The organism is Kribbella sp. NBC_00889, from assembly GCF_045207705.1.
GTDB lineage: Bacteria > Actinomycetota > Actinomycetes > Propionibacteriales > Kribbellaceae > Kribbella.
In genome coordinates, this window is sequence record NZ_CP108783.1 from 5158859 (window position 1) to 5178937 (window position 20079).

Genomic DNA, 20079 nt, shown 5'->3' on the forward strand with positions numbered 1-20079 from the left:
GTCCGCAGAGAGGCCAAAGACAAGGGCTTCATCCGGCATGTCAAAGACATGCCGGTGGAATCGCGGCCGCGCTGGCAGGTCACCTGCTGGCCGTCTCCAAGCGGCGCCGAGTCACACACACCCAAGTCTTCGGAAAGACTGCCGTCAACGAAGCCGGCGGCGCGGACGCCGAGCGATCCCCGATCCGAAGGCTCGCCCTGCTGCATGGGCTACTCGACGCGCCTCTCCCCGCACACCAAGCCGACATAGCACGACGAATCGGGCTGCGGGAGATGACCGTCGGTATGTCCGCTGCGCCCCTGGCGGAGGCGGGACTGCTCGGCTACAAGACCCAGCCCACCTACACGATGACGTCCAGCCATCAGGTGACCCGACCATTGCCGACGGCAACCGGGAGCGGCAACTACGCCCTCCACAACGCAGCCGTCGCCTACATCAACAGCCGACGGACGGCCGACGCCGTGGTCATCACCCGGGACGAGGTCGAAGCACATCTGAGGACCCTGCCACGGTGGCGGGACTCCCAGACGCTTCGCGATGTGTTCCAGCGGATCATAGTCCGGCTGACCGACCACGGTCACATCGTTCCGCTCCAAGGAAACTTCGTCGGTCAACGTCGCCACACGGCCTTCACCCTCACCGCCCGGCAGCGACAGTTCCTCGAGGATCTGGTCTCCGGTGTCGACGCGATCGCGGCCGGCGACAGACAAACCATCAAGCACAGTCAGGACCAAGCCCGCCGGATCATCAGCGATCCCGCGCGGGTCCGGAGGCTGATCACGAAGGCGTACGGCGCGTCGAAACTCGCGACCAACCCGATCAGCGCGGTGGACAAGCAACAACGCATCCTGGCCGTTCTGCGCGCTCACAACGGCCCACGACAGAAATGGTCCACCGCCGAGCTGAGCCCGGACCTGACCAAATATCTCGTCGCCGGAACGCTTGCCGAACTCGCCAGAGCCGGCAAGATCCGAGGCGAGAACCAACCGGACGGACCATACAAACGGTGGCTCCTCACCTGATCGTTCCGGCACGCCCGGCGCGGCGACGAGCCTGCACGCGATGGCTATGCTGGCGCCCGTGGCAAAGCAGCTCGGAGATTCATGGCACCGTTGATCGGCCGGTGGCGGATCGTGGAGATGAGTGGATGGGACCGCGACGCCATCGACCTGACCGATCCGGGTTTCATCGAGTTCACCGGGGACGGGACCGGCCAGCTCGGGTTCATCGCCGTCCGCGGCTGGCTGGACTGCCGTCCAGCCGAGCGAGACGGCCAGGCCGGTGTCGACTTCACCTGGGAAGGAGTCGATGAGGGCGACCAAGTCAGCGGACGAGGCTGGGCGGCGCTTGTCGACCACGCGACGATCGAAGGTCATCTGTACTTCCACCTGGGCGACGACTCGAGCTTCTGGGCAGAACCCTTCAACCACGCCGACGGACTGGACGGCCCGTGAGCGAGTACCAGTACTACGAATTCCTGGGGATCGACCGGCCACTGAACGAGGACGAGCAGGCCGCGGTCCGATCGCTGTCCACCCGGGCAAGAATCACGGCCACCAGTTTCGTGAACGAGTATCACTGGGGCGACTTCCGCGGCGACCCGAACCTGTTGATGGAGCGCTACTACGACGCGCATCTGCAGGTGACGAGCTGGGGCATGCACCGCGTGATGTTCCGCCTGCCCAGTGATCTGCTCGACCCCGAGGTCGTCGATCAATACTGCGCCGGCGACCAGTTGAGCGCCTGGATCGCGGGCGAGTTCGTCGTGCTCGACTTCACCAGCCACGACGACGCAGGCGAGTTCGACCTCGACTATGACGCCGAGGCGAAGCTGTCGGCCATCGTCGGCGTTCGCGCCGAACTCGCCGCGAGTGATCTCCGGCCGCTCTACCTCGCGTGGCTGGCCGCCTACGGCGCCTGGGAACGCGACGAGGACGTCTTCGACAGCGACGCCGACGACGACCTCGAACCACCAGTCCCGCCCGGGCTCGGCACGCTCACCGCGGCACAGCGAGCATTGGCCGACTTCCTCCGCCTCGATGACGACCTGCTCGAGACCGCGGCCCAAACCTCCCCTCCGGTCGAAGAGATCGCCGACGATCCCGAAGATATCGCCGACTGGGTCGCCGGCCTGCCGATCGCCGACAAGGACCGGCTGCTGCGACGGGTCGTCCAAGGTGACGCCGCGCGGGTACGGATGGAGATGCTGCGCCGCTTCCGGGACGAGATCACCCCGACCATCCCCACCCCAACCCCCCGCACCGTTGCCGACCTGCTCGACAACGCCGCACGCCGGCGTGCCGACCATGAGCGTCGGCTCGCCGCTCAACACGCCGAAGAAGAGGCGCGCCGCGAGCAGGCGCGCGCCCTAGCCCGCGAACAACGACTCGACGACCTCGCCCGCCAGGAAGACGCTGCCTGGTCACGAGTCGACGCCCTAATCGCCACCCGGAAACCGGCCGACTACGACACCGCCGTCACGCTACTCACCGACCTCCAAGCACTCGCCGAACGCGAAGACCGCCCCGGCACCTTCACCCAGCGCACCACCACCCTGCGGCAAACCCACGCACGCAAACCCAGCCTCATCGAACGCCTCAACCGAGCCGGCATCTAAACTCGATCCGCATCTCCGCCGACCAGCCAACCGCCTGCCCAGGATGGCCGAGCCGCGCTCGCTTGATCAGATCAGCCTTTTCTCGGGCCGTGTCTCGTCGTACCCGACGACAGCCCGTTCATCACGACACAGACCTACTCGGACGCAAGCCCGCCGCCAGGCCACGGAACGGAGCGGCGACAACATTTGTCCCCGGAATTGGGTACAATTGCTGCTGTGGCTGATTCGACGCTGGTGCGGCTCGGCTCCATCGCGGAACGTCGGTGGGGCCTGGTCACCACTGCGCAGGCCGAGGATGCCGGTGTCTCCCGCAAGCAGCTGTCGCGGATGGCGTCGGCCGGTGCGATCGAGCGTGTGGCACAGGGCGTCTACCGCATGGCCGGAGCGCCACCACAGGATCACGAGGCGATCTACGCAACCTGGCTAGCCCTTGGTGGAGCGACCGCGCCCCGCACCAGCGCCGGTGTCGCATCGATCGTGGCGGCCGGCATCACGGCAGCGATCGTTCACGACATCGGTGACTTCTTCCTCGACGGCTTCGACTTCATGGTGGCTGCACGCAAAGGAACCCGGCTTCCCGGCGTGCGTCTGCGCATCCGGCAACTGACCCGTGACGAGGTGATGCCCGTCGATGGACTCCCCACCCTGACCGTCGAGCGAACGATCGCAGATCTGGTCGAGCTCGGGACCGACATATCCCTCGTCGCCGGCGCCATCCGTGACGCCGTGCGCGCCGACAAGCTCGTCGCACCCGACCGGCTCGCGACCTACCTCGACCCCATCGCAGCGCGACGCAGGAGCGACGGCAACTCCCTGGCGAACGACCTGTACGAGCTGGCCGGCGTGAGCCCGGAAGGATGAGACCATGACTGAGCATGACGGCTACGCCGACTGGCGATCCCTGGAGCTGGCAATCAAGGACGCCGCGAAGAAGGCAGCCCAGCAAGCAGGTCCCGGCGTCAGTGCCGCCAGCGTCGATGCCCAGATCCGGCAGGCGCGCTTCGACCGGTTCCTCACCCGCGTCTTCGCCCAGGGCGAGCAGTCCGAGTGGCTACTCAAGGGCGGGATGAGCATGCTCGCCCGCGTGCCCCGCTCGCGCACCACCAAGGACATGGACCTCGCAGCACAGCACGCGACCAATCTCGCCGAGGCTGCGAGAGCACTGACTGGCCTTGTCGACGTCGACCTCGGCGACCATCTCACATTCCGGCTCATCCGCTCCACGCCCACAGGCCTCGGCGACAACCAACCCGGAGTCGCAACACGGCGCTACGTCTTCGCCTGCATCGATATCGACCACGACACCCAGATCGACACGGTCGTGGTCGATCTCGTGATCGGGCCACCGCCGGTCGGACGACCCGAAGTGATCGAGCCCGCCAACCGGCTCCACCTGCGCCGACCTCTGATCACTCACCCATACCGGCTCTATCCGGTCAGCGACCAGATCGCCGACAAAGTCTGCGCGACCATGGACACCAACTATCCCGGCGGCAAGCCCAGCAGCCGCGTCAAGGACCTGGTCGACCTCGTCGTGCTGGCACACACCCAGACAGTGGACCTGCACGAGCTACGAACCGCAATCACCGCCAAACAGCACCTCAGCAACATCGATCCGTTCGGGCACTTCGACATCCCCGCCGACTGGACCAGGACCTACCCCAAGACCGCGGCAGGCGTGCCAGCAGCCGAATCCTTTACCGCCATGACCGCAGCACAACTCGTTGCTATCTTCATCGACCCAGCACTCGACGAGCACGCGAACACCGCGAAATGGGATCCACAGAACCTGACCTGGGTGACCGCCCGCAGCGTCTCCGAGTCGGCCCCAGAGATCAATTAACACGCGATTCGCAACCAGGCCAGAAGCCGACTTCCTGGTCCTGCTGACGGCTCCTACCCACCTCTTTGCACACCTTAATCAGCGCGAGAGGATGGTTGCCGATGAGAACTTACGCGCATCAAGCAGCCGCGGAATCCGTTACCTGTAAGGGATTCCGAGCATCATTGGGCAACGCTGATCAACTTAGGATGGAATTCAGCGGGTTCGGGGTTCGAGTCCCTGGCGGCGCACAAAAGCCCAGGTCAGAGAGCTGACCTGGGCTTTCGCTTATCCGCGACCCATGCTTTATCCCATGCCTTTGTGTCCTACGACACGTCGGCTGCAAGCGGATCGGGCAGGCCGACTCTTGACGCGTGCTGCGCTGGCCTTGCTCTGGCAGCTATGAGGAGGCCGGGGCCAGATGTGGGTCCACGACCACCAGTAGTCACTATGCTCGACATCGTGACGAAGGACGGGGCAGCGCGGACGTGGCGGGTCCGCGGATGCGGTCGGATCGCGGTAGTCGCCGTCCGCGTTGGCAAACACCGGCTGGTCCATCCGACAGCCGTCCATGAGCCGCCGACGAAGCATCGCTAAGCCCCATGCCGGCACTTTCAGCACACGCTCCCCAGCCCGCGAGTTGGTCCTGATTCGGAGCAGTCCCTGTCCCCTTACGCGGATGATCTGGTGCGTGATTTCGACCTCACCCGCAGCGAAGTTGACCTGATGACCGAGTACGGCCAGAGACTCCCCAATCCGTCCGCCGGTCGCGAGCATGAAGGTGGACAGGTCAGGCAGGTCGGCTGCCACCGCACCCGGATCGGCTCGGAGCTGGTCGAACCATGCCTCCCGTTCGTCGTCGGTGAGTGCCCGTGCCTTGCGCTTGGACGCGGCCTCGATCGTGTCCACATCTCGGATCGGGTTGTGGTCGATCGCGCCGTACCGAGCGGCGAGCCCGAGGGTTCCTGAGATAACGCTCCGACACGTCTTCGCGGTCGGTGGGCCAACCTCCGCCTTGATCTTCCCGATCACCTTGTCCAGGAGTGGCGTGGTCAGCTCACCCAGTCGCACCTCACCCCAGCGCAGACAACACGTGGTTGTCGAGCTGCCGCCGATACGTGTCTACCGTGCCCGGAGATCTCTTGCCGTCCCGCACCTTCTCTTCGAGCTTGCCGAACCACAGTTCCGCCGCGACCGAGAATCGATCCATCGCATCAAGTCCGGCGTCCTGGTTCGCTCGACGGCGGTTCTTGAGCTTCTCGATCAAGTTGCTCTCGGCCTGCGAAATCGTGCGGCCGATAGCCTCCACCTGACGCACCTTGCCGTCGAAGTCGCGGTAGTTCGCGACCGACCGATGCGATGTGGCCTTACCCTTCTCGTTGCGCAGGGCAACGTATGTACGGATCTTTCCCCAACTCCCCAGCGGAAGGGGTTTGCGTGCCATTCAGATGTCCTCTCAGGCTGCTCGCTTCTGGGATTCGAACCAGGCCACGACGTCGGCGGGGTCGTACCGCAGGTGCTTGCCGATCCGCGCGCCAACCGGCCCCTCGCCGGTCAGCCGCCACTTGTAGATCGTCTTGACCGAGACCCGTAGGACGTCGGCAACGTCGTGCACCGTCCAACGGGCGGCGTGCTCGCCGATCAGGGCCAGGTCGAGTTCCGCGATTCCTTCGGACAACTTGTGATGCCTCCCAGGTCAGGCGCAGTTGGTGCGGTCGTCGTCGATCAGGTCGGGTACGGCTCTGGGGACCCAAGGCGTACCAGCCGTACCAGCCTCGTTTTCGCAGGTCAGGGTCGAGGAGGCTTGGTCGGTTGGTACGGCTTGAGCCGTACCAGTGGGGGAAGCCTCATCGGGGCTGACCTGCGATGTTGAGGCTGGTACGGCTGGTACGGCTTCCCCACCAGCTGGTTTTGGCTCGGGGCAGTAGCGGTTCCACGCGTCGGCGAAATCGCTGCGGTGGTAGCCCTTGGCCTGGCCGGTGGGGAACCGGATGGTGTCGCTGCGGATCTCGAAATCGCGTAGCAGGTAGCCCATGCGCATCGCGGTAAGTCCGGCCGCGCCCATCGTTGCCCAGGGCGCGAGCTCAGCCGGGGCGGCGGGCCGAACGGACTCATCGTCGGCTCAGATCACAAGGTCCGGCGTCCCTTCGCAGCGTGCGGGGATCCCACCCGGGAGTTCGACGGCCGATGAAGCACCGTCACCGGGCTCACCGACCGCGCGTGGCCATCCCGCCCAACGCCGATGAAACCCACCGGCGACACGCATAGTGTTCGACACGGCAATCTCCCCTTGGTAGAAGTGACAGCCGTATCGACACCAAGCGCCGGCACATTCGGGCGGCCGCAAGGGGCCTAGTGCTTTTTGCAAGGTACGGAATGGTTTGCGGCCCTTCCGGAAGAACGCACATCGTCGCGCCCGGCCTCGCGGCCGCGAGAACTGCGGCGGTTGCCGAGATGTCGTGCGTCTGCTCGAGCTGGACTGCGGCGAGGTCTGCGGCGACCTCGGACCAGAAGGATCCGTTGCCCTGCGCACCCATCGCCCCGACAGCCCGAGTACGTGCCTGACACGGTCATATCAGTCGAGGGGGCGCTGTGCTCTCCCGGACGGTGAGCGACGTGGCCAGCTCGATGCGGCGGGCTTCGCCGGCGTCGCTGCCACCATCGATGATCACCTGCACCGCCATCCGCGCCATGTCCACCAGCCGTTGCTGCACGGTTGTCAGAGGCGGCGTCACCCAGTCGCAGGCGGCCAGATCGTCGAACCCTACGACGCTGATGTCGTCGGGGATGCGCACGCCGCGCGACTGGAGCGCCTTGTAGGCACCGAAGGCTTGCAGGTCCGTTCCGGCGAAGATTGCGGTGGGCGGCTCGGGCAGGTCCAGCAACTCGAGCGCCGCTGCCCGGCCACTCGGCGGGAAGTGGTCGCCGAAGCGCAAGAGCTCGGGATCAGGGGTGATCCCCGCGCGTTCCAGCGCAGCGCGATAGCCACCAAGCCGGGCCTGGGTGCACAGCAGGTTCGGCAAGCCGGCGATCATCGCGATCCGCCGATGTCCCAGCTCGACCAGGTGCTCGGTCGCGGCCAGGCCGCCGGCCCAGTTGGTCGACCCGATCGAGGCGATGTCCGGGTCCGGATCGCCGATGGGATCGATCAGCACCAGCGGAACACCCAAGGCGTCCAGCCGCTCGCGCTCGGCGCTCCCCAGGTCGGAGACCGCCAGCAGGACGCCGTCCGAGTGCCGCCCGGCAAGGTTGTCCAGCCAACGCTGAGCATCGGCTTGAGCGCTGTGCACCGCAGAGACCACCAGGCCGATGCCGGCTTCCCGGCAGGCATCCTCCGCACCCCGGATGATCTCGACCGACCACGGCGTCGCCAGCTCCTTGATCACCAGGTCGACCAGTCCGGCCCGAGGCTGCTTCCCGCTGGGCCGCCGCTGGTAGTTGTGCGACCGGAGCACCTCGCGAACCCGCTCGCGGGTCTCCGGGGCCACCTCCGAGCGGCCGTTCAGAACTTTCGACACGGTCGGGGCCGAGACGCCAGCGGCTCGGGCGATGTCGGCGATCTTCACGCGGTCCGCCTTGGCCACTGTGACTCCCAACAGAAATTTTCGGACCCCTTCCCGACATTTTACACGCGCCACCCGCCACCGGATTTCCGTCGCGGGGCCTGCCTTCGTGCGGCCGAGATCTTGACGCGGATCGAACCGGACCTTAGCGTTCGAGTCGAAAGATTCTGAAACTTTCATTCATCACTTCACGCGGCTCCGCGGGCCCATCCTCCGTCCGCGCCCCCGCCACACAGGCGCACCACCGATGTCCGCCTGCCCGCCGTCAGCAGTTCTCCCGTTGGCCGTGCCGCAGCGCGGTGCGCAGTTGGAGAGGGTTGTCATGAATCGTTCGTTTCGCCGCCGGTCCGCGGTCGCATCCATCGTCACCGCCCTTGCCGTCGTCGCCGGCTGTGGCTCGGCCGGACCAGGATCGAGCGGTGGCACTGACACCGCCACCGCGTGGATCCTGACCGGTCCGACCGAGGCCACCTTCAGGTCGTCGTTCGACGCCTGGAACAAGGCCCACCCGGATGAGCAGATCAAGGTGCAGTCCTTCGAGAACGACGCCTACAAGCAGAAGGTCCGCAGCGCCGTCGGCGCCGGGCAGGCACCGACCCTGATCTTCGGCTGGGCCGGAGGTGTCCTGAAGTCGTACGTCGACGCGGGCGCCGTCGACGACCTGACCGGTGCCATCGGCCCGGACACCACGGGACATTTCCTCCCGTCGGTGACGAAGGTCGGCCAGATCGGCGACAAGCTCTACGCAGTACCGAACAACGGCGTGAAGCCGGCCGTCATCTACTACAACAAAGAGCTCTTCCAGCGGATCGGGGCCCAGCCGCCGGCCACCTGGGATCAGCTCCTGCAACTTGTCCCACGGTTCAAAGCGGCGGGCATCGCCCCGATCACAGTCAGCGGGCAGGACAAATGGCCGTTGCTGATGTGGGAGGAGTATCTGGTCGACCGCATCGGTGGACCGGATGTCATGCGGCGAGTCCTCGCCAACACTCCGAACGCGTGGTCCGATCCGGCCTTCGTCCAGGCGAACACGATGATCCAGCAACTGGTCGACGCCGGCGGCTTCGTGAACGGCTTCTCGTCGATCTCCACCAAGACCGGAGCGGACGTCGCCCTGCTGTACACCGGCAAGGCAGCCATGAACCTGAATCTGCCCAGCGCCTACCAGACGATCCAGTCCGGCGATCCCGCGTTCCTGTCCGGCGGCAAGCTGGGATACCTCCCCTTCCCAGCAGTTGCCGGTGGCAAGGGCAACGCCAAGAACGTCGTCGGCAACCCGAGCAACTACTGGTCGGTGTCGGCCAAGGCCTCACAGCAGCAGAAAAAGATCGCACTCGACTATCTGCGCAGCGGCCTGACGACCGACGCCTACACGGACGCGCTCCTCGAGATCGGCCTCGTCCCGCCGACGACAGGGGTTCAGACCAAGCTCGCCTCCGCTTCTGACGCGCCGTACCTGACCACGATCTACGACTCCGCCCAGCAAGCCCCCAGCTTCCAGCTGTCCTGGGATCAGGCGTTGTCACCGGCGCAAGGCGACGCACTGCTGACGAACCTGCAGCAGGTGTTCCTCAAGCAGATCACGCCCGCGCAGTTCTCCGCCAACATGAACAAGACGCTGGGGTCGTGAGGACAGGGTGAACAACACCTCTCCCCGGACCGGCACCGGGGCGGCGCGGGGCTACCGCGCCGGCCCGAGTGCATGGTGGACCCTTCCCGCGCTCGCGTTCTTCGTGGTCTTCGCCCTGGTCCCCCTGGCCGGTGTCGCGGTGCTGAGCCTGATGGCATGGGACGGTCTCAGCGCTCCGCACTGGACCGGTCTGCGGAACTGGACCCGGGTGCTCGCTGATCCGGTCACCGGCCACGCGGCCCTGCTCAGCGTGAAGATCATCGTGCTGTCCTGGCTCGTCCAGACTCCGCTGAGCCTGCTTCTCGGCATCTTCACAGCGGGCCGGCAGCGCTATCGCAACGTCCTGGCAGTGCTGTACTTCGTACCGTTGCTGTTCTCCTCGGCAGCAGTGGCGATCGCCTTCAAGGCGATCCTCGACCCGAACTTCGGCATCAGCCGCGCGGTCAGCTGGAGCTTCCTGTCCCGGGACTGGCTCGGCGATCCGCAGCTGGTCCTGGCTGCGGTCGTCTTCGTGATCGCCTGGCAGTTCATCCCGTTCCACACCCTGCTGTACCAAGCCGGTGTCCGGCAGATCCCGGCGTCACTCTACGAGGCGTCCATGATCGACGGCGCCGGTCCTGTGCAGCAGTTCCGGTGGATCACGTTGCCGCAACTGAAGTACACGCTGGTGACGTCGTCGACGCTCATGGTGGTCGGTTCGCTGACCTACTTCGACGTGGTGTTCGTCCTCACCGGAGGCGGTCCGGGCTACAGCACCCGGCTGTTGCCGCTGGACATGTATCTGACCGGCTTCTCGGCCAACGACATGGGCGGAGCGAGCGTGCTCGCCGCGATCCTCGTGGTCGCCGGGCTGCTGCTGGCCGTCGGTTTCACGCGCTTGTCCGGGTTCAACCGGATGCAGAGCCAGCAGGAGGGATTGTGATGCTCGACCTGGAGACGCAACCATCGACGCCCGTCCACCTGCCCGTCGATTCCCGCCGCCCGGCCGCAGTACGCCGCTATCGCGGCAACGTACCCGGAGCGGTCGGAGGCCTTGTCTGGCTGGCGATCGTCATCGTCCCGATCTACTTCATCGTCGCGACGAGCTTCCGCAGGCAAGCCGGATTCTTCGCCGGCAATCCACTGGCCCTGCCGTCCGATCCGACTCTCGACAACTACGCGGCGGTGATCCAGCACGACTTCGTCCGGTATGTCGCGAACAGCGTGATCGTCACCACGGCCGCGGTCGCGGTAGCGCTGGCGGTATCGCTGCTGGCGGCGGACACCGTGGTCCGGGGCGCCGGCCGGACGGTCCGGTTCGCGTTCTCGGTCTTCCTGCTCGGGCTGTCCATCCCGCTGCACGCCACGATCATTCCGCTGTACTACCTGATCACCCGCCTGCGGCTCTACGACAGCCTGCTCGGGCTGATCCTGCCGTCGGTCGCGTTCGCGATCCCGGTCACCGTTCTGATCCTGGTCAACTTCCTCCGCGACGTACCGCAAGAACTGTTCGAGTCGATGCGGATGGACGGCGCCTCCGAATGGCAGACGCTCATTCGCCTCGCGCTGCCGCTGGTCCGGCCGGCCCTGGTCACGGTGGCCATCTACGACGGATTGACTGCCTGGAACGGCTTCCTCTTCCCGCTGATCCTGACGCAGAGCGAGTCCCGACGCGTACTCCCCTTGTCGCTGTGGGCCTTCCAGGGCGAGTTCACAGTGCAGATTCCGGGCGTGCTCGCCGCCGTGGTGCTCTCGACCTTGCCGATGGTCGTCCTGTACGTGCTCGGTCGGCGCTACCTCGTCACCGGCCTGACCGCAGGGTTCAGCCGATGAGCCCCGGCGACGAGGTCGCACTGACGGTGGCCGGCAACGAGTTGGTGACACGGGCGGGGGAAGCAGTTCGGCTTCGCGGCGTGGGTCTGGGCGGATGGCTCAGTATGGAGAACTTCATCACCGGGTACCCCGCGACCGAAGAACTACAGCGACGGGCCCTGCGCGAGGTGCTTGGCGAGAAGGTTTACGACGCGTTCTTCGACCGCTTCTACGAGACCTTCTTCGCCGACGCCGATGCGGCGTACCTGGCGTCACTGGGCCTCAACTGTGTGCGCGTGGCAATCAACTACCGGCACTTCGAGGACGACGATCGGCCCGGGCACCTCAAGGACGAAGGATTCCGGCTGCTCGACCGTGCCGTCGACATCTGCACACGGCACGGGCTGTACGTCGTCATCGACCTGCACGCCGCACCTGGCTTCCAGAACCAGCGCTGGCACAGCGACAACCCGACCCATACCTCGTTGTTCTGGCGTCACCGCGACTTCCAGGACCGAGTGGTGCACTTGTGGGAAGCGTTGGCGGACAGGTACCGCGACAGCCCCTGGGTCGCCGGTTACAACCTGCTCAACGAACCGGCCGACCCGAGCGGCGAGGTCGTCGGCGCGTTCTACACGCGACTCCGTACGGCGATTCGCGCGATCGACCCGGAGACGGTGCTGTTCCTGGACGGAAACCGCCATGCGACCGAGTTCGGTCTGTTCGGTGAGCCATGGCCGAACACCGTGTACAGCGTCCACGACTATGCCCTGGCCGGCTTCGCCGACGCCGGCGACTACCCGGGGATCTCGCGCGGCCGCTACGTCGACCAGGACACGGTCGAGGCGAAGTTCCTGGAACGCACGCAGTACATGCGTGAGACCGGAACACCGATCTGGGTCGGAGAGTTCGGCCCGGTCTACTCGGGCAACCAGGGGCGGGACGAGTCCCGGTACCGCCTGCTTCATGACCAACTGGCTGTCTACGATCGGTACGGCGCCGGCTGGAGTCTGTGGACGTACAAGGACATCGGGCTCCAGGGACTCGTGTACGCCGCGCCTGAATCGCCGTATCTGCGGCAGATCGCGGCGCTGCTGGCCAAGAAGGCACGACTCGGCGTCGACGCCTGGGGATCCGTGGACACCGATGTCCGGCACCTGCTCGACCCGATCGAGCAGACCTTCGACGAGGAGTTCCCGGACTTCGATCCGGTTCCGTTCGGCCGGCGCCAGTGGATCGCCACGCTGGTCCGGCACATCCTGCTCGCCGAACCGCTGGTCGACGAGTTCGCCCGCTCGTTCGCCGGCCTGGGGATCGAGCAGGTCCAAGAGCTCGCCGACTCGTTTCGGCTCGATCGCTGCCTGACCCGCGATCGGCTCGCCACCGCGGTACGGCTCCAATGAGCAGTCACGTGGTCCGAGCAGCACAGATTGACCCGTCCATACCAGCTTTGAGGGAAGGTTGAGGACCAGATGGACAGCACGTCTACCGAAAGCAGCGGGATCTCTCGCCGTACCGTGATCCAGGCCTCCATGGCAGCCGGTCTGCTGACCGGGCTGTCGGCCACCGCCGGCACCACCGCGTACGCGGCGGATCCCGCGATCAGCGCAGGCATCGACGCCACGAAGAAGTCCGCGCCGATCCTCCCGTACGTCTACGGCGCGTTCATCGAGCACATCGGCACGCTCGTCTACGACAGTCTCTGGTCGGAGGTGCTGGCCGACCGGAAGTTCTACCTCGCGGTCGACACGCAGAGTCCCAACACCAGGAAATGGCGGCCGGTTGGCCCGGCCGCCGATGTCACCATGGACACGAAGGATCCGTACGTCGGCGAGCAGTCGCCGAAGGTCGCGCTGAGCCGGTCCGAGACCCGGGGCATCAAGCAGACCGGGCTGGGCCTCGCTGCCAAGGCCTACGTCGGCCGGGTGGTGATTGCAGGCGACCCGGGCACGCACGTCGTCGCCACGCTGTCGTGGGGCGACGGACCAGGACAGAGCCAGAGCGTGGCTGTCACGGTCAAGAAGGGCTGGGCAACGGTTCCGCTGCGGTTCGTCTGCCGCGCCGCGACGACGACCGGCAGCCTGGAGATCTCCGGCACCGGTACTGGCACGTTCCGCGTCGGCGCCGTGTCGCTGATGCCCGGCGACAACGTCAAAGGCTTCCGGAAGGACACCATCGACCTGCTCCGCGGTCTCGGCGGCTTCTGGCGGTTCCCTGGTGGAAACTTCGTCTCGGGCCACGACTGGCAGAACGCGATCGGTGACCCCGACCTGCGACCGACGACGTTCGACCCCGACCGCAACCAGGCGCAGTCCAACGACGTGGGCACCGACGAGTTCCTGGCGATGTGCGACCTGCTCGACACCGACCCGTACCCCTGCGTGAACACCGGCTTCGGGTCCGCGCGCGAGGCCGCGCTGATGGTCGAGTACGTCAACGGTGCCCCGGACACCCCGATGGGTGCACTGCGGTCCGCGAACGGTCACCCCAAGCCGTACGGGGTCAAGTACTGGGCCGTCGGCAACGAGATGTTCGGCTTCTGGCAGCTCGGCTACATGACACCGGCCCACTACATGATCAAGCACAACCTGTTCGCCGACGCGATGCGGAAGGCCGACCCCTCGATCGCCATCGTCGCGGTCGGCGGCTTCCCGGCCAGCATGACGGTCCACCGGCTGCCCTTCTACATCGACCCGAGCAGCCGGCAGATCGTGCAACCCACGTCGGTGAAGGTCGAGTACGGCTCCCTGACCGACTGGAACCACCGGCTGCTGACGAGCAGCTCGGGCAAGTTCGACGTCATCTCCGAGCACTGCTACGGGACCACCCAGCGTTTCGACCTCGACCAGGGCAAGTACGTCGATGTGAGCCCGGCGGAGTCCATGGTGGACTCGTGCCGCCGGGGTGCCAACTACATCAAGTCCGTGCGCGAGAACTGGGAGCTCTACAAGCCCGACTTCCCGGAGCTCGAGCAGAACCAGATCAAGGTCAGCATCGACGAGTGGGGGTTCCAGAAGGCCTCCGGGATGAAGCAGTTGTTCGGCCTGGCGATGATGCTGCACGAGATGTTCCGGGCGAGCGACTTCATCACGATGGCGGCGTACACGATGGGGGTGTCATGGCTGTCGTACAACAAGACCGACTCGACCTACAGCGCTGCGGGTGTGCTGTTCAAGCTCTACCGGGAGAGGTTCGGCGTCACGCCGGTCGACATCACCGGTAGCTCGCCGCAGCCCGCGCCCAACTTCCCGCCGGGCGGCGACCAGCCGAGCGTCAATGCCGGAAGTCCGACCTATCCGGTCGACATGATGGCGACGCTCTCGGCCGACGGCCGCACGTTGACCGTGGCAACCGTCAACGCGACCGCCGATGCCCAGGACATCGACCTCTCGTTCAACGGCTTCAACGCCCGCCCGAACGGCAAGCTGTGGCGGCTCACCGGCACCACCCTCGACGCAACCAACAGGGTCGGCCAGCCACCGCAGGTAACGGTCGCGGAGCTCGCCTTCGACACCCGCGCCAACGTCCTGTCCGCAGCGCCGTACAGCGTCGAGATCCGTTCCTTTACCCGAGCCTGACCCGAGCGGAACGACTCCCGCCCCTCCGTACGCGCGGCCGGCCGGCAACCGGCCGCGCGAGCGGGGCCTCGGTAAGATCATACGTATGGTGAAGGAGCCGGTTCCCGCGATGAAGTTCCTCCCGCGACGTCTGCCTGTGGGCCGGCTCGGGGTTTCGGTCGTTGCCGAGCTCGTGGATCTGATTGTGACGGGACGGCTGAAGGAGGGCGATCTGCTGCCTCCGGAAGCCCCACTGAGCGAACATTTCGGGGTGAGCCGGACGGTGTTGCGTGAGTCGGTGAAGCGGCTCGAGGAGAAGGGCCTGGTGACCGTCTCGCAAGGTCGGGGTACGCAGGTGCGCGCGCCGGGGTACTGGAACATGCTCGATCCGGTCGTGCTTTCGGCCCTGATCGACAACGACGAGAGTCTCGGCGTCCTCGACGAGCTGACGGTCGTGCGCGCAAGCCTCGAGTCGGCGATGGCAGGAGCGGTGGCCGGGTCCCACAACGCCGACGAGCTGAGACGCCTGGAGAACGCGTTGACGGCCATGCGGGAGAGCGAGTCGGAGACGGACTCGTTCCGGCAGGCGGATGTGATCTTCCATTACGCGGTCATGGAGATCTCTGGCAACCGCCTGGCGGAGAACATCGCCAAGCACATCTACAAACGAGCCGTGGAGTCCAGCCGATACCAGGGCATCAACCCGCCCGACGCGGTGGCCGTCACCCTGAAGGAGCACGAGGCGATCGTCAAGGCCATCGCGCGAAACGACGTAGCCGCCGCCCAGAAGGCGATGCATACTCACATCCACGGGTCGTGGGAGCGCCGACGGCTGTCCGACCACGCTCCCCGGCCGCGCGGCCGCAAGCGGAGTCAGAAGAGGTCGTAGACCTCGGCGGCGCTGCCACCGAGCACCCTCCGACGCTCAGCCTCGGACAGGTCCGTCAACAGGCTGTCCACAGCAGACTTCCAGACCGCCGCCCCTCCGCCGAGTTCGGCCAGCGGCCAGTCCGAGCCGTACAGGAGACGATCGGGTCCGAACGCCTCGAGGGCGATCGACACGCGGTCGGCCAGATCCTCCGCACGCCAGGATCCCGGTGCCAAGCCGGAAACGAGGCCCGACACCTTCGCGGCGACGTTCGGACGGCGAGCCAGTTCGCGCAGCCCAGCTGCCCAGCCGGTCGTGTCCTCCGCGAGGCCCGGCGGACCGCCCAGGTGGTCGAGCACGAAGCGCAGCCGCTCGTGACGACCACTCACGAGCGCCGCCTGAGGGAGCTGCCACTCGCGTACGACGAGGTCGAAGCACAGGCCCTCTCGATCGAGCGCGGCGAGGCCGAGGTCGACGTCCGCCCGCAACATCCACTCGGGATCGGGATCGATGTGTACCAGATGCCTCACACCGACTACGGGAACGGTCGCGTTGTCGCGGATCCGCTCGAGCTGGGGACCGACTTCCGCGGTGAGGTCGACCCACCCGACCACGCCCGCGACCACCGCTGGATCCAACTGAGCGAGCCGGATGCTCTCCGTCAAGCTGTTGCTCGACTGGACGACGACCGCACGCTCGAGTCCGGTCGAGGCGAGCATCGCTTCCAGGTCCGACGAGCCGAAGTCGCGGGCAATCGGGCCCATGGTCTGTGGATCGATCCAGTCCTGCGGGTCCAGAGCTCGATCCCACAGGTGCACATGGGCGTCGATGCCTACGGTCATCCGAGGTGCCACACTTCGTCCACGGGTTGCCACAACGCGCCGGGGTTCCGTTCCTCGGCAATCCTTACCTGGCACGGATCGGTGTGCGTCCACCACTCCTGCGAGATCGGGTCGTCCGCGATCCGTTGCATGTCAGTGTCGTGATCGTCGCCGACGTACTCGTAGTACGCGAACAGGATGTCGCCGAAAACGAAGATGCTGTAATTGCGAACATTGCACTCGACGAGCTTCTGCTCAACGCCCGGCCAGACGGCGCGGTGCAGCGCCAGGTACTCCTCGCGCTTGTCGGGATGCACACCGACTACGAAGGCCCGGCGCTCCGGCTCGCGCGTCACGAGACCGGCCTCAGCGGCACAGCAGGTACGTCGATCACGTCCGGCTCGGCCACCAGCCGCAGAGCGGCGCGCCCAGGGCGGATGTGCGGTCCTGTCGATGCGGGAGCGGTCGCCGCGGAGTTGCCCCGTGACAACTGGGACTCGTCCACCAGGATGCCGATGCCCGGGCGGTCGCCCAGGATGATCCCGCCGTCGTCGAACTCCTGGTCGACGTCCAGACCGACAGGGAAATGGAGATCCTGGACCTCGTAGGTCAGCAGGTTCGGTACGGCGGCGGCCGCGTGCGCGATCGGGTTCGCGTTGTACGCGACGGGGCTCACCGGCAGGTCGTGTCCATGCGCCAGCATCGCCACCCGGAGGAAGTGGGTGATCCCCCACACGTTGCCCACCTGGACGACGTCGACGGCCTTGGCGTCGAGCAGCGGGCGATACTGCTCGAGCCCGGTCAGGTTCTCGCCGCTGGCGATCGCGGCACGCACCTTTCCGCGCAACGCGGCCAGTCCGGCCGCATCCCAGCGGCGGAGCGGCTCCTCCACCCAGGTGAGGTCGAGCCGCTCCTCGATAGCGGCCACATACCGGGCGGCCTGTGCCTGGTTCCAGGACTCGTTGGCATCGAACATGAGCGCGGGCCGGCGGGAATTACGGCTCAGCACGTCACGGACGATCTCCAGCCGAGGCAGGTCACGATCCAGGTCGCGGCCGCCCTTGACCTTGCCCGCCTTGAACCCACGATCCGCGAACCGGCCGTAGAGTTCGGCGATCTCCTCGTTGGTCAGGCCGTACTCGAGGCCGGACGCGTAGCCGGGGACGAAGCGTTCACGCGCACCGAGAGTCCGCCAGAGCGGCTCGTCGGCCGCCTTGGCCTTGAGATCCCACAGCGCCATGTCGATGGCCCCGATGGTGCCGAACACGGGCCCGGCATGACCGGTCTTGAACACCCAGTCGAGCATCCGGTCGTACAGGGCCACGACCGATCGCGGGTCCTCGCCGTCGACGGCGGGGAAGACACGCTCGATGTCGGCGTGCGGGCCGACGCCGACTCCTTCGATGCCGGCGTCGGTCTCGATGATGAGGACGGGGACCGGCGTGGTGTCGCCGCTCTGTACGCCGTTGACGTCGCCGGTGACTCTCCCCCAGTCGTGAACAGTGCTCAGACTGCGATATCCAGTGATCTTCATACGTAGTTCTCCTTGAGAGCCGGGGCGGTCATTCCTTGGTTCCTCCCGCTGTCATCCCGGCGACGAGGAACCGTTGGGAGAAGAGGAAGACGACCAACACCGGCAGGATCGACACGATCGTCGCCAACGCCAGGGTGGGCAGCTGGATGGAGTCTGATCCTGCCGAGCTGGGATTGAACGCGGGGGTCGCGGCCAACAGCGAGGTGAGGCCGACCTGGACGGGGTAGCCGTCACTGGAGGGCAGCATCACGAACGGGAGGAAGAAGTTGTTCCAGTTCTGCACGAAGCTGAAGAACGCGACCAGGGCGACGATCGGCGCGCCCAGCGGAAGGGCGATCCGGGTGAAGACCTGGACCTCGGTGCAGCCGTCGATGCGGGCCGCCGCGAGCAGGTCACGCGGGATGCTCGTCGAGAAGTAGATGTAGGTGAGATATACGCCGAAGGGAAAGAAGGACATCGGCAGGACCACCGACAGCGGGCTCCCGATCAAGCCGATGCCGTTCAGCTCCAGGAAGATCGGCAGCACCAGTGCGGTGCTGGGGATGAGCATGACGACCAGGGTCAGCACCAGGAGTGCCCTGCGCAGTTTGAACTCGGTGAGCGCGAGCGCGTATCCGGCGGGGATGCTCACGAGGAGGGTGATCACCAGGGCGCCGACCGCATAGACAGCGGAGTTGGCGATCCAGGTCGTGACCGCGCCGTCCTGGAAGCCGAACAACTGATGCCAGTTGGCGACGAGGTCGTGCCATGACCCCACGGAGAACGGGTTCGAGACAGTCAGCGCCTTGGCGGACTTGGTGACCGAGAGGAGCAGCCAGACGATCGGAATGGCGAAGAACAGGACGAAGAGGGTCATCACGACACCGGCGATGGTTCGTCCGCTCCATCCTCGGAGATTCGCGCGGCGGCGTTCGGTGGAGAGTGCCGGCATACTCATTCCTTATCGAAGAGGCCGCCGCGGGTCACGAACACCCAGGACAGCAGGAGCGCGACGACCAGCAGGATGAGGGAGATGGCGGCTGCGCCGTTGAAATCGTTCTGCTGGAACGCGTACTGATAGGCGAGCTGATTCAGCGAATAGTCGTTGGGGACCACCGCGTTGCTGGCCTGGCTGAGCAGTTGCGGTTCGACGAACAGTTGCGTGCCGGCCGCCAGCGACATGACGCCCATGTAGGCGATCCACTTGCGGAGCATCGGCAGCTGGATCCGGAGCGCGATCTGTACTGCGTTCGCGCCGTCGACCTGGGCCGCCTCGATCACCTCGGCGCTGATGTTGTTCAGCGCGCCGTACATGATCACGATCCACCCGCCGGCTCCGGTCCAGAACGCGATGATCGCGAAGATCGCCGGCAGGTTCCCGGGCTGGATGACCGCGACGAAACTGTCGAACCCAAGCGCTCGGAGCAGGCCGCTGACCGGGCTGGCTGTCGGGTCGAGCACGAACAGCCAGAGCAGGACACTGGATGCGCCGGCGAGAGCGCCGGGGAGGTAGAAGATGAAGCGCAGCCCCGTGCTCGCCCAGCGGAGACGCACGGCGTGGACGAGCAACGCCAGACCCACAACGAACACGACGAGCCCCACGAGCCAGATGACGAGATAGGTCGTCACATGGAGTACGGCCGGCCAGAACCGGAAGTCGCCGACGACCTTCGTGAAGTTGCCGAGGCCGGCGAATCCGCCGTCAGCATTCGTGAACGCCAGCACGACCGCGTACAGCGAAGGAACGACCCCGAAGGCCAGCGCAAGCAGTGCGTAGAGCGACACGAAGGCGTAGCCGATCGGCGTGCGACCGGGTGCACGGCCGTCCGGCCGGGCTGGTCGCCGGCGCTCGGAGGCGCCGGCGGTCAGCTGGTCGCTCGGTGGAGCGATGGTCATG

General features: G+C 66.2%; 20 protein-coding genes and 1 pseudogene. 12 read left to right on the forward strand and 9 right to left on the reverse strand.

The features are described 5' to 3' along the window. Positions 1-284 precede the first annotated feature (284 nt). From OG817_RS25025 to OG817_RS25050, 6 genes are all read left to right on the forward strand, one after another. Complete coding sequence (locus OG817_RS25025; protein ID WP_406047059.1) at positions 285-1022, forward strand: hypothetical protein; 738 nt, start codon at positions 285-287, stop codon at positions 1020-1022. An 81-nt stretch (positions 1023-1103) separates the two neighbouring features. Beyond that, on the forward strand, positions 1104-1454 hold the full coding sequence (locus OG817_RS25030) for a hypothetical protein (RefSeq protein ID WP_406047060.1): 351 nt from the start codon (positions 1104-1106) through the stop codon (positions 1452-1454). After that, positions 1451-2617 (forward strand): hypothetical protein, encoded by a 1167-nt coding sequence (locus tag OG817_RS25035; protein ID WP_406047061.1) that lies wholly within the window; start codon positions 1451-1453, stop codon positions 2615-2617. The genes OG817_RS25030 and OG817_RS25035 overlap by 4 nt, the downstream gene beginning before the upstream one ends. A gap of 216 nt (positions 2618-2833) precedes the next feature. Then, complete coding sequence (locus OG817_RS25040) at positions 2834-3478, forward strand: type IV toxin-antitoxin system AbiEi family antitoxin domain-containing protein (protein WP_406047062.1); 645 nt, start codon at positions 2834-2836, stop codon at positions 3476-3478. 4 nt (positions 3479-3482) lie between these two features. Next, a complete protein-coding gene (locus OG817_RS25045) occupies positions 3483-4460 on the forward strand; it encodes a nucleotidyl transferase AbiEii/AbiGii toxin family protein (protein WP_406047063.1) in 978 nt (325 codons plus the stop codon). A gap of 666 nt (positions 4461-5126) precedes the next feature. Then, on the forward strand, positions 5127-5408 hold the full coding sequence (locus OG817_RS25050; protein WP_406047064.1) for a hypothetical protein: 282 nt from the start codon (positions 5127-5129) through the stop codon (positions 5406-5408). A 103-nt stretch (positions 5409-5511) separates the two neighbouring features. Here OG817_RS25050 and OG817_RS25055 read toward each other — a convergent pair whose 3' ends face one another. From OG817_RS25055 to OG817_RS25070, 4 genes and pseudogenes are all read right to left on the reverse strand, one after another. After that, positions 5512-5883 carry a hypothetical protein gene (locus tag OG817_RS25055; RefSeq protein WP_406047065.1) on the reverse strand — a complete coding sequence of 124 codons (372 nt, stop codon included), beginning with the start codon at positions 5881-5883 and terminating at the stop codon, positions 5512-5514. A gap of 12 nt (positions 5884-5895) precedes the next feature. After that, on the reverse strand, positions 5896-6117 hold the full coding sequence (locus OG817_RS25060; RefSeq protein ID WP_406047066.1) for a helix-turn-helix domain-containing protein: 222 nt from the start codon (positions 6115-6117) through the stop codon (positions 5896-5898). 18 nt (positions 6118-6135) lie between these two features. Then, positions 6136-6510: pseudogene (locus OG817_RS25065) on the reverse strand (DUF3631 domain-containing protein); the annotation flags it as partial. A 499-nt stretch (positions 6511-7009) separates the two neighbouring features. After that, the gene (locus OG817_RS25070) at positions 7010-8182 is read right to left on the reverse strand and encodes a LacI family DNA-binding transcriptional regulator (protein WP_406047067.1); all 1173 of its coding nucleotides are present in this window, start codon (positions 8180-8182) and stop codon (positions 7010-7012) included. A gap of 142 nt (positions 8183-8324) precedes the next feature. Between OG817_RS25070 and OG817_RS25075 the strand changes: the two genes are divergently transcribed. The 6 genes from OG817_RS25075 to OG817_RS25100 all read left to right on the forward strand — a co-directional run bounded on the left by OG817_RS25075 (position 8325) and on the right by OG817_RS25100 (position 15869). Beyond that, positions 8325-9632 carry an extracellular solute-binding protein gene (locus OG817_RS25075; protein WP_406047068.1) on the forward strand — a complete coding sequence of 436 codons (1308 nt, stop codon included), beginning with the start codon at positions 8325-8327 and terminating at the stop codon, positions 9630-9632. A gap of 7 nt (positions 9633-9639) precedes the next feature. Further along, positions 9640-10554 (forward strand): carbohydrate ABC transporter permease, encoded by a 915-nt coding sequence (locus tag OG817_RS25080; protein ID WP_406047069.1) that lies wholly within the window; start codon positions 9640-9642, stop codon positions 10552-10554. Beyond that, positions 10554-11444 (forward strand): carbohydrate ABC transporter permease, encoded by an 891-nt coding sequence (locus OG817_RS25085; RefSeq protein ID WP_406047070.1) that lies wholly within the window; start codon positions 10554-10556, stop codon positions 11442-11444. Before OG817_RS25080 ends, OG817_RS25085 begins: the two co-directional genes overlap by 1 nt. Further along, on the forward strand, positions 11441-12826 hold the full coding sequence (locus tag OG817_RS25090; RefSeq protein ID WP_406047071.1) for a glycoside hydrolase family 5 protein: 1386 nt from the start codon (positions 11441-11443) through the stop codon (positions 12824-12826). The genes OG817_RS25085 and OG817_RS25090 overlap by 4 nt, the downstream gene beginning before the upstream one ends. Positions 12827-12895: 69 nt before the next feature. Further along, complete coding sequence (locus OG817_RS25095; RefSeq protein ID WP_406047072.1) at positions 12896-15001, forward strand: hypothetical protein; 2106 nt, start codon at positions 12896-12898, stop codon at positions 14999-15001. An 85-nt stretch (positions 15002-15086) separates the two neighbouring features. Beyond that, positions 15087-15869, forward strand: a complete 783-nt coding sequence (locus OG817_RS25100) for a FadR/GntR family transcriptional regulator (RefSeq protein ID WP_396397692.1) — start codon at positions 15087-15089, stop codon at positions 15867-15869. Here OG817_RS25100 and OG817_RS25105 read toward each other — a convergent pair. The 5 genes from OG817_RS25105 to OG817_RS25125 are packed head-to-tail and all read right to left on the reverse strand — an operon-like array spanning position 15854 to position 20078. Next, complete coding sequence (locus OG817_RS25105; protein WP_406047073.1) at positions 15854-16690, reverse strand: amidohydrolase family protein; 837 nt, start codon at positions 16688-16690, stop codon at positions 15854-15856. The two genes, OG817_RS25100 and OG817_RS25105, sit on opposite strands and share 16 nt — an antisense overlap. Continuing rightward, entirely contained in the window at positions 16687-17025 is a 339-nt protein-coding gene (locus tag OG817_RS25110) for an L-rhamnose mutarotase (protein WP_406047074.1), read from the reverse strand. Before OG817_RS25110 ends, OG817_RS25105 begins: the two co-directional genes overlap by 4 nt. Continuing rightward, positions 17022-18203, reverse strand: a complete 1182-nt coding sequence (locus OG817_RS25115) for a mandelate racemase/muconate lactonizing enzyme family protein (protein ID WP_406047075.1) — start codon at positions 18201-18203, stop codon at positions 17022-17024. The genes OG817_RS25110 and OG817_RS25115 overlap by 4 nt, the downstream gene beginning before the upstream one ends. Positions 18204-18231: 28 nt before the next feature. Continuing rightward, positions 18232-19134, reverse strand: a complete 903-nt coding sequence (locus OG817_RS25120; protein WP_406047076.1) for a carbohydrate ABC transporter permease — start codon at positions 19132-19134, stop codon at positions 18232-18234. Positions 19135-19136: 2 nt separating this feature from the next. Beyond that, positions 19137-20078, reverse strand: a complete 942-nt coding sequence (locus tag OG817_RS25125; protein ID WP_406047077.1) for a carbohydrate ABC transporter permease — start codon at positions 20076-20078, stop codon at positions 19137-19139. Position 20079: the final 1 nt, after the last annotated feature.

Coding starts and splice junctions, on each gene's coding strand:
- OG817_RS25025 (WP_406047059.1), top strand. CDS start 285: ATGTCCGCTGCGCCCCTGGCGGAGGCGGGACTGCTCGGCTACAAGACC.
- OG817_RS25030 (WP_406047060.1), top strand. CDS start 1,104: ATGGCACCGTTGATCGGCCGGTGGCGGATCGTGGAGATGAGTGGATGG.
- OG817_RS25045 (WP_406047063.1), top strand. CDS start 3,483: ATGACTGAGCATGACGGCTACGCCGACTGGCGATCCCTGGAGCTGGCA.
- OG817_RS25055 (WP_406047065.1), bottom strand. CDS start 5,883: ATGGCACGCAAACCCCTTCCGCTGGGGAGTTGGGGAAAGATCCGTACA.
- OG817_RS25070 (WP_406047067.1), bottom strand. CDS start 8,182: ATGAAAGTTTCAGAATCTTTCGACTCGAACGCTAAGGTCCGGTTCGAT.
- OG817_RS25075 (WP_406047068.1), top strand. CDS start 8,325: ATGAATCGTTCGTTTCGCCGCCGGTCCGCGGTCGCATCCATCGTCACC.
- OG817_RS25085 (WP_406047070.1), top strand. CDS start 10,554: ATGCTCGACCTGGAGACGCAACCATCGACGCCCGTCCACCTGCCCGTC.
- OG817_RS25090 (WP_406047071.1), top strand. CDS start 11,441: ATGAGCCCCGGCGACGAGGTCGCACTGACGGTGGCCGGCAACGAGTTG.
- OG817_RS25095 (WP_406047072.1), top strand. CDS start 12,896: ATGGACAGCACGTCTACCGAAAGCAGCGGGATCTCTCGCCGTACCGTG.
- OG817_RS25100 (WP_396397692.1), top strand. CDS start 15,087: ATGGTGAAGGAGCCGGTTCCCGCGATGAAGTTCCTCCCGCGACGTCTG.
- OG817_RS25105 (WP_406047073.1), bottom strand. CDS start 16,690: ATGACCGTAGGCATCGACGCCCATGTGCACCTGTGGGATCGAGCTCTG.
- OG817_RS25115 (WP_406047075.1), bottom strand. CDS start 18,203: ATGAAGATCACTGGATATCGCAGTCTGAGCACTGTTCACGACTGGGGG.
- OG817_RS25120 (WP_406047076.1), bottom strand. CDS start 19,134: ATGCCGGCACTCTCCACCGAACGCCGCCGCGCGAATCTCCGAGGATGG.
- OG817_RS25125 (WP_406047077.1), bottom strand. CDS start 20,078: ATGACCATCGCTCCACCGAGCGACCAGCTGACCGCCGGCGCCTCCGAG.